The following is an 8,253-nucleotide window of genomic DNA, read 5'->3' as shown; positions in this document are numbered from 1 at the left end:
TCGCCGCCGGCCGGCGCGGCACCCCCGACGTCGAGCCGGTGGCGCAGCGCGGCGACGGCCTCCTGGGCCCGCTGCGCCTGGTCGAGCGCCTGGTTGCCGCGCTGGGCGGCGGCCACGATCTCCCCGCGCAACTCCCGGCGAAGCTGGTCGATCTCGTCCAGCAACTCCTCTTCCCGGGTCGACCCGCCACCGTCGGCGCGCAACGCGATCGACAGGCCGATCAGGACCACGGCCAGGATGGCGAGGACGGCGGCGAAGCGCAGGGGGCCGTTGCCGTCGGCGACCAGCAGGATCAGGGCCGCCACCGGCGCCAGGGCCACGCCGATCCAGAAGAGCACGTTGAGCAGGGACGGATTGCGCGTGTCGGCGGAGACAACCGGGGCGGGCATGGGTGTGCAGCCTACCGAGAGTTGCCCTGCCTGGGAACGGCCGGAAGCGCCGTCCGCCCCGGTTACCCGCGAGTCAACTTCCCGGCGGCCCGGTGGGACGACGGCGGCCGGCCGTCGGTGGCGCGGGGCCACCGCCGACCGGCCGGCGTCAGGATCATCCGACCGGCGACCCGGTCGGCCGGGGATCAGCCGGTGGCGAGCGCGCCGTCCGAGGAGAAGACCAGGCCGACGCTGGCGGCGCCGGTCTTCAACGCGTTCTTGGTCTGCGGGCCACCCGCGTCCAGCGAGCTGAACGAGCCGGCCTTGAAGTCGTAGACCTCGACGAGGCCGGCCTGGCACTTCGGCCGCTGCGGGCACTCCGGCGGACCGGCCAGCACGGTGGCCTGGCCGGAGCACTTGGCGGCCAGCTCGGAGAGCGTGCCGACGCCGTACTTGTCGGCGAAGGCCTTGGTCACGGCGAAGGCGTTCTGGTCCTGGGCGGCGGCGGGCGCCCCGAAGGCGATGCCCACCTTGTCCCCGGCGGCCTTGAGCGCGGTGACGGTCTTCTCCAGCTCCGGCGAGGAGACCGGCTGGGCGTTCTGCCCGTTGGCCTTGGTGTTGAGGAACTCCGCCATGGTCGCGGCGTACTCCGGGACGACCTGGATCTCGCCCTTCTCCAGCGCCGGCTCGTAGAGCTCGCGGTTGCCGATCTGCTGCACCTTGACCTGGTAGCCGGCGGCGGTCAGCGTGATCTTGTAGAGCTCGGCGAGGGTCTGGCTCTCGCTGAAGTTGCCGGCGCCCACCACGATCTCGCCGCCGGGGCCCTTGGCGATGCCGGCGGTGACGCCGTTGGCGGCGGCGAACTCCTTCGCGGCCACCTCCGGCGTCTTGCGGTCCACGTCGACGGCCTTGTTGAGCTGGATCAGCTTCGGCGTGTCCAGCGCCGCGGAGACCTTGTCGAGCGCCGCGACGAGCTGCGGGTTGGCCGCGTCGGCGTTGACCGCCGGGATGATGTTGTCGGTGTTCTGGAGCTTCTTGTCGTCGTCGAGGACGACGAGCCGGTCGCCGGCGACCGGGGCGCAACCGGCCCCGGAGGCGCCCTGCTGGGGCGCGTCGGTGCCGGACGAGCCGGCGTCACCGCACCCGGTGAGCAGCCCGGCGGCGGTGAGGGCTCCCACCGCACCGATCGCCAGGCGTGTACGTGCGCGCATGATTGCCCGCCTTCCGTGTCCCGGCGCGACCCCCCCGGGCCGGCCGCGTGTCCGACGGGCGATCGTCTTCCTCGGTCACCCGCGAGTTCCCACCCAACATCTTCCCCACGGGTCCGACAACCTGGCGCGAGGTTTGTCACCGGATCGTCACCGCGAGGTGGCTTCCCCGCCGAGCCGGTCCCACGCCCGCTGTCCGAGCGGTCCCCGGCCGGCGGCGTCGCCGTCGCCGGGTGCCACATCCGAGGTCGCCTGATGCCCGGCGTCGCCGCCACGGACGGTTCGCAGGCGTGGTGCGACCGCTCAGCCGCCGGCCACCGCGTCGGCCGCCCGGCGGTTCGCCCGGCGGCGGCCGGCCCGCAGCGGACGCGGGGTGGCCACCCGCTCGACCAGGGCCAGCACCAGCTCCACCAGGACGGCGAGCCCGGCCACCAGCGCTCCGCCGGCGAGGATCTGACCGCCGCCGGCGGCGATGTCCAACCCGAAGCCGGCGCGGATGATCTGCCCCAGACCGCCGCCGTTGACGAAGGACGCCAGCGCGGCGGTGGCCACCACCTGCACCGCCGCCGTCCGGAACCCGGCCGCCAGGTAGGGCACCGCCAGCGGCAGCTCGACCCGGCGCAGCAGCTGCCAGCCGGAGAAACCCATCCCCCGCGCCGCGTCCCGGGCCTCCGGATCGGCCTGCCGCACCCCCGTGTACGCGTTGGCCAGCAGCGGCGGCACCGCGAAGACCGCCAGCGCGGCCACCACCGACGGCCGGCCGAAGCCGAGGAAGGTCAGCGGCAGGATGGTAAGCAGGGCGAGCGTCGGGATGGCGAGCGTGACGTTGGCGACCAGCACCACCAGGCCGCCGCCCCGGCCGGTGTGCCCCAGCCAGAGCCCGATCGGCCAGGCGATCAGGCAGCCCAGCGCCACCGCCGCCGCCGACATCGACAGGTGCTCGCCGAGCCGGTCCAGGACACCACCCGGGTTGGTCCAGTTCAGCGGGTCGTTCAGCCAGCGCACGGCCGCCTCAACCGGGTTCACGCGGCGCTCCCGCGCCGGAGCCAGGGGGTCAGCAGGCGGCCGACCCCGGCGAGGACCACGTCGAGCGCCAGGGCGAGCAGGACGCAGAGCAGCGTCCCGGTCATGATCTGCGCCTTGTAGAAGTTGTTCTGGAAGCCGGCGAAGATGAGCTGCCCGAGGCCACCGCGCCCGATCACCACGCCGACGGTCACCAGGGCCACCGTGGAGACCGTGGCCAGCCGCAGCCCGGTGAGGATGCCCGGCAGGGCCAGCGGCAGCTCGATCCGGAACAGCCGGCCCCAGCGGCCGTAACCCATCCCCTCGGCCGCCTCGCGGACCTCGGGAGGCACCTGGTTGAGCCCGGCGACCGCGTTGCGGACGATCACCAGCAGCGCGTAGAGGACCACCACGCTGAGCACGGTCACCGCCCCGATGCCCAGGTAGGGGGCGACGAACGCGAAGAGCGCCAGCGACGGGATCGTGTAGAGCACCCCGGTGAACGCCAGGATCGGCCCGGCCAGCGAGCGGAACCAGTACGCGGCCACGGCCAACGGCAGGGCGACCAGGGCGGCGATCAGCACCGCCCGGGCCGTCAACGAGGCGTGCTCCCGCACGGCTGCGAGGATCGTGTCAGAGTTGTCCCGCACGTACTGCCAGGAGAACCACGGGTTACCCGGGTCGGCCCGGTAGCTCAGGCGGAAGGACATGTGTGGACGTTACCCCGGAGACCGCCGGCCCCGGAGGGCCGCGCGCCGCCTCGATCACGTTGGAAGGCATCAGCAAGCGCTACCCGGACGGCACCGAGGCGGTCCGCGAACTGAGCCTGGACATCACCGCCGGCGAGCTGGTGGTGCTGATCGGCCCGTCCGGCTGCGGCAAGTCCACGGTGCTGCGCATGGTCAACCGGCTGATCGAGCCGACCGGCGGTCGGATCCTCCTCGACGGCGAGGACGTCACCCGGGTGGACCCGGTCGGGCTGCGCCGCCGGATCGGCTACGTGATCCAGAACGTCGGGCTCTTCCCCCACCAGACGGTCAGCGCCAACGTCGCCACCGTGCCCCAGCTGCTCGGCTGGCCCCGGGAGCGCCGCCGCCAGCGGGTCGACGAGCTGCTGGAGCTGGTCGGCCTCGACCCGGCGCAGTTCGGCCGGCGCTACCCGCACGAGCTCTCCGGCGGTCAGCGCCAGCGCGTCGGGGTGGCCCGGGCGCTCGCCGCCGACCCGGTGGTGCTGCTGATGGACGAGCCGTTCTCCGCCGTGGACCCGATCGTCCGCACCCGGTTGCAGGAGGAGTTCCTCCGGTTGCAGGCCGAGGTGCGCAAGACGATCGTGCTGGTCACCCACGACCTGGACGAGGCGGTCCGGCTCGGCGACCGGATCGCGGTGCTCTCCCAGGGCGGCCACCTGGAGCAGTACGACACCCCAGCCGCCCTGCTCGGCGCCCCCGCCACACCCTTCGTCCGCGAGTTCGTCGGCGCCGACCGGGGCATCCGCCGGCTGGCGGTCACGCCGGTCACCCGGGAGGCGGTCGAACCGCTGCCCGCCTCGGGGGTCGCCGAACTGCCGGCGGTGGCGCTGGGCGGATCGGCGTACGACGCGCTGGGGATGCTGCTGACCTCGGCGGCCGACCGGGTCGTGGTGACCGACGGGGGACGGCCCGTCGGCGTGCTCAGCCGGACGCGGCTGCTCGAACTCGGCAGCTCCGACCGCTGACCCGGCCGCGCCCCGCCCGCCGGACCCTGGCCCGCCCGCCGGTCGTGTCGGGCCACCCCCCGGCGGTCCGGGCGCCAGCCACCGGGGCGGTGGCGGGTCAGAGAGCGGTGGCGGGATCAGGCGGCGGTGGCGGGATCAGGCCCGGCCGCCGAGGCTGGCGGTGCCGATGATCCAGCCGGAGAGGAAGCCGTACGTGGCCCCGGTGCCGGCCGCCTGCATCGCGGCCAGCAGCGACGGGTCGGGGCCGAGGAAGGCGGCGAGCAGCGCGGCGAACCCGCCGGCCAGGACGTACGCGGCCCAGCCGGAGAAGAACTGGCTCGCCGAGCCCTGCACCCGGGCCACCTGCGAGGCGGGCAGCAGGTAGAGGAAGACGGCCGCGAGGATCACCAGCAGGACGGCCCGCAGGTTGGTGGCGAGCAGCCCGCCGGTCTCCCCGCCACCGTCGAACCGCCAGGCCGGCCAGGCGAGCAGGCGCAGGAACCACCCGCCGGCGGAGTCCACGTCGGTGTGCCCCGCGGCCCAACCGACGTACGCCGGGCTGCCGCAGACGGCGACCAGGATGAGCGCGGCGAGCGCGCCCGTGCCCGCCGCGGTCCCGTAGCCGCCGGTGGTCCGCGGCCGGTTGGAGAGCGCCATGATCGTTCATTTCCCGGCGGGCGGCAGGGGGCAAACCTTCCCGGCGCCGCCGGTCACCGTCGCCTACGCGTGCTTCACCAGGTAGTCGATGAAGGCGGCCCGCAGCAGCGGCTCCGACTCCTCGTAGCCGTGACCGGTCAGCTCCCGCCACAGCGCGTTGGCCTCGTCGATGATCGGTCCGATCGAGTTCGGCGCGCCGTCGAGCACGGCGGCCTCGTCCGCGTTCGGCAGGTGGCGCAGCACCGACCAGAAGAAACCCACGTCGCGGCGCTCCCGGGCGACCGCGAACGCCCGCTCCCGCAGCTCCTCAGTGGAGAGCGTGTCGAGCTCCTCGAACGACCGGCCGGCGGCGGAGGCAGATGGTGTGTCGGTCATGCCGCCGAGCCTAACGGGCGAGATCACTCCCGGCTCGATGGACGCGGCACCGGGCTCACCGGTCGTCGGCGTCCCATCCGTGCGGCCGGGTCTCCCACTGCGGGACACCCCAGGGGTCCACGGGGCTGTCGGTCGACTGCGCCGGCACGGCCGGCGGCCAGTTGTCGACCGGACCCGGCCGGGGCACCGTCCAGCCCGTGCTGATCCGGCCGTCACCGGCCGGGAGCGGCTCCGCCGCCGCGCCCGGCCGGCCGTACGCCTCGACCAGCCGGGTGACCACCAGCCCGACCCCGAGCGCGGCCCCGCCGACCGCCCACCGACTCACCGTCCAGCCCTCGGCCTGCGCGTACGCGAGGAAGAGGGCGACCAGGCAGACCGCCAGCAGGGTGCCGAAGACACCACCCCGCCGGCCGTAGGCGCTGGTCCCGGCGAGCAGCGCGACGCCCACCGCCAGCACCGTCCAGTCCAGCCCGGCCTCGGGCGTCACCGGCCCGGCGTCGTTGGTGGCGAGGAGCACCCCGGCCAGCATGGCCAGCACGGTGGAGCCGACGAGCGAGGCACCGGTGACCACCGCCGCCACCAGGCCCCGGCGGCGGGCCGGGTCGGCCACCGGACGGAACCGGCCGACCAGCCGGCGGACCGCCCGCATCGAGCTGAACAGCCCGCCGAGCACCGCGACGGCCGCGAACCCGGCGAAGAGCTGGAGCGCGGCGCGGTCCGGGTCGTAGTCGCCCTGCGGCAGCACAGGCGCGGAGCGCTGTTCGATGTACACGATCACCCCGGCCGCGCCGGCGAGACCCGCCGCCCAGCCGGGCACGTGCAGCACCACGACGGTCAGCGCGAGGGCCAGCCCGCCGAGCGCGGCTACCACGGCGGCCGGGCCGACGGCGGCCGCCACCCCGCGGTCGCCCTGCTCGGCCATGTGCAGCGCGGCGGCGACCGCCACCGGGCCGATCGCCAGGTTCACCGCCGCGGTACGCAGGCTCAGCCCGGCGGCCAGCGCCAGCAGCCCGAGCACCACCATGTCCAGCAGCAGGGAGCGCAGGCCGTCGCCGCGCAACGTGGCCGGGCTCTCCCGCCACACCAGGTACGCGAGGACGGCCAGCCCGACGAGGAGCACCGCCTCCCAGGCGACGTGCACGGCCAGCCGGTCCCGACCGGGCTCACCGTGCGCGGGGTCGTCGAAAACGTTCTCGAGGACGGTGGCCGGCACCCCCGACGAGGGCTCGGCGGACGAGGCCCGCCCCGGTTCGTCGTACCCCATGACGCCGCCTCCCACGTGGCCGCTCGTCCAGGTCCGACGCGCGCGGGCGGACCGGGGCGGCCGTTGCTCTCCGGTCGCAGGCACCGTACCTGCGCGGAGAGCCGGGCGTAACCCCCGGATCAGCGCGGGCCGGGGCGGCTCTCCCGGTCGCCGGGCTCGCGGTCCTCGTCGTCCTCCTGCTCGGGCACGCGGCAGGAGCGCTCCAGCCACAACGCCGCCGCCACCAGGGCCGCCGAGGCGAGCAGGCCCGCGCCGGCGATGGGCCGGTCTGCCATGGCGGCGTCCGTGCGCTCCACGAAGAGCCACGCGGTCAGCCCGGCGTAGAAGCCGGCGAAGATCGCCCCGGCCAGGGCCGAGGCCTTCGCCAGCACCACGAACCGGGCGACCAGCAGCGGGTTGACCGGTTCGCGGCCCGGCCGGCGCTCGATCCGCCCCCGGGTGTTGGCCGCGGCGTACGCCTCGAGCACGGCGAGCGCGGCCAGGGTGACCACCGGCAGCCAGGGCAGGTCGGGCAGGTAGTCGTAGTAGAGGGTGCTGATCAGCAGCCAGGCCACCGCGGCGGCGGCGAGGCCGGCCACCAGCAGGGTCGAGATCCGGGTGGGGCCCATCCGGAACCGGTCGGGGCCCGTCCCGCCGGGACGTGGGGACTGCGCCTGCGTCATGCCGGCCGGCTCCACTGGGTCATGCCGTCGACTCTAACGCCAGATCGGGCCGGGGGCGCAGTTCCAGGGCGTCGGCGGCGACCGGGTCGGCGTTGAGCAGGTCGGTCAGCCAACCGTGCCCGGGCAGCCGCCCGTACGGCTGGATGTCGATCCACGGCCGCAGCACGAAGGCCCGCAGGTGGGCGCGGGGGTGCGGGAGGGTCAGCTCGGGGTCGTCGCTGAGCACCGGCTCGTCGTCGTCGCCCCAGACGGCGACGACGTCGACGTCCAGGGTGCGGGGCCCGAAGCGCCGCTGCGGGTCGCGCGTCCGGCCGGCCGCGCGCTCCGCCGCCCGGGCCCGCTCCAGCCAGTCGTACGGGGTCGCGGCGGAGTCCTGGACCAGCAGCACCGCGTTGAGGTACGCGGGCTGGTCCGGGTCTCCCCACGGTGGAGTCTCGTAGACCCCGGACACCACCAGCATGGCGTCGCCGAGCGTCGACACGGCACACCGGAGGTGGCCCAGCCGGTCACCCAGGTTGCTGCCCAGGGAGAGCACCGCCCGGGTCACCGGGCACGCGTCCGGGTCATCGTGACGGCCACGTCGGTGAAGACGTGCGGGACCGGGGCCTCCGGCTTGTGCACGGTGACCGTGGCGGTGGTGACCCGGGGGTCGGCCAGGCAGATAGTCAGCAGCCGGTCGGCGAGCGTCTCGATCAGGTTGACCGGTTCGCCGGTCACCACCGCGACCAGCCGCTCGGCCAGCTCGCCGTAGTGGACGGTGTCGGCCACCTCGTCCGACCGCGCGGCCGGGGCGAGGTCCAGCTCCAGGACGGCGTCGACGACGAAGTCCTGCCCCTGTTCGCGCTCGAAGTCGTACACCCCGTGCCGGCCGTGCGCCCGCAGGCCGGTCAGCTGGATCCGGTCGGTCATCGCTCTCCTCCGTCGTCCCCGGTGGTCCGGTCGCCCCGGCCGGCGCCCGCCACCGCGCCGGTGGGGGCCTGGGTGGCGGCGGCCGGCCCGGGGGTGGCGCCGGCGGTCGCCGGGA

10 protein-coding genes and 1 pseudogene are annotated in these 8,253 nt (G+C 75.0%); 1 reads left to right on the top strand and 10 read right to left on the bottom strand.

Annotated features, from left to right (window positions below; all coding sequences use genetic code 11):
• The 4 genes and pseudogenes from NCC78_RS23340 to NCC78_RS23325 form a co-directional block, all read right to left on the bottom strand.
• Positions 1 to 389: pseudogene (locus NCC78_RS23340) on the bottom strand (hypothetical protein); the annotation flags it as partial.
• 185 nt (positions 390 to 574) lie between these two features.
• Positions 575 to 1,579, bottom strand: a complete 1,005-nt coding sequence (locus tag NCC78_RS23335) for a glycine betaine ABC transporter substrate-binding protein (RefSeq protein ID WP_250797068.1) — start codon at positions 1,577 to 1,579, stop codon at positions 575 to 577.
• A 300-nt stretch (positions 1,580 to 1,879) separates the two neighbouring features.
• The gene (locus NCC78_RS23330; RefSeq protein ID WP_250797066.1) at positions 1,880 to 2,602 is read right to left on the bottom strand and encodes an ABC transporter permease; all 723 of its coding nucleotides are present in this window, start codon (positions 2,600 to 2,602) and stop codon (positions 1,880 to 1,882) included.
• Positions 2,599 to 3,288, bottom strand: coding sequence for an ABC transporter permease (locus NCC78_RS23325; RefSeq protein ID WP_250797065.1), 690 nt, complete (start codon positions 3,286 to 3,288; stop codon positions 2,599 to 2,601). The genes NCC78_RS23330 and NCC78_RS23325 overlap by 4 nt, the downstream gene beginning before the upstream one ends.
• Positions 3,289 to 3,290: 2 nt before the next feature.
• On the opposite strand from NCC78_RS23325, the gene NCC78_RS23320 reads away from it, so the two are divergent.
• On the top strand, positions 3,291 to 4,292 hold the full coding sequence (locus NCC78_RS23320) for an ABC transporter ATP-binding protein (RefSeq protein ID WP_250797063.1): 1,002 nt from the start codon (positions 3,291 to 3,293) through the stop codon (positions 4,290 to 4,292).
• Between the two features lie 135 nt (positions 4,293 to 4,427).
• Here the strand turns inward: NCC78_RS23320 and NCC78_RS23315 are convergent, their stop codons facing one another.
• From NCC78_RS23315 to folB, 6 genes are all read right to left on the bottom strand, one after another.
• A complete protein-coding gene (locus tag NCC78_RS23315; RefSeq protein ID WP_250797061.1) occupies positions 4,428 to 4,928 on the bottom strand; it encodes a hypothetical protein in 501 nt (166 codons plus the stop codon).
• 63 nt (positions 4,929 to 4,991) lie between these two features.
• Complete coding sequence (locus NCC78_RS23310) at positions 4,992 to 5,303, bottom strand: hypothetical protein (protein WP_250797059.1); 312 nt, start codon at positions 5,301 to 5,303, stop codon at positions 4,992 to 4,994.
• Positions 5,304 to 5,358: 55 nt separating this feature from the next.
• Positions 5,359 to 6,567: an ABC transporter permease gene (locus NCC78_RS23305; RefSeq protein WP_250797058.1), complete on the bottom strand. Its 1,209-nt coding sequence runs from the start codon at positions 6,565 to 6,567 to the stop codon at positions 5,359 to 5,361.
• Positions 6,568 to 6,686: 119 nt separating this feature from the next.
• Positions 6,687 to 7,229, bottom strand: a complete 543-nt coding sequence (locus NCC78_RS23300; protein WP_250797057.1) for a DUF3180 domain-containing protein — start codon at positions 7,227 to 7,229, stop codon at positions 6,687 to 6,689.
• Positions 7,230 to 7,248: 19 nt separating this feature from the next.
• Positions 7,249 to 7,776 (bottom strand): 2-amino-4-hydroxy-6-hydroxymethyldihydropteridine diphosphokinase, encoded by a 528-nt coding sequence (gene folK, locus NCC78_RS23295; RefSeq protein WP_250797056.1) that lies wholly within the window; start codon positions 7,774 to 7,776, stop codon positions 7,249 to 7,251.
• The gene (gene folB, locus NCC78_RS23290; RefSeq protein ID WP_250797055.1) at positions 7,773 to 8,138 is read right to left on the bottom strand and encodes a dihydroneopterin aldolase; all 366 of its coding nucleotides are present in this window, start codon (positions 8,136 to 8,138) and stop codon (positions 7,773 to 7,775) included. The genes folK and folB overlap by 4 nt, the downstream gene beginning before the upstream one ends.
• Between the last annotated feature and the right edge of the window lie 115 nt (positions 8,139 to 8,253).

The sequence above is a fragment of the Micromonospora phytophila genome (assembly GCF_023656545.1).
Taxonomy (GTDB): Bacteria; Actinomycetota; Actinomycetes; order Mycobacteriales; family Micromonosporaceae; genus Micromonospora; species Micromonospora phytophila.
The sequence above is the reverse complement of the archived record's forward strand: the minus strand, read 5'-3'. Positions and strand labels throughout refer to the sequence as shown.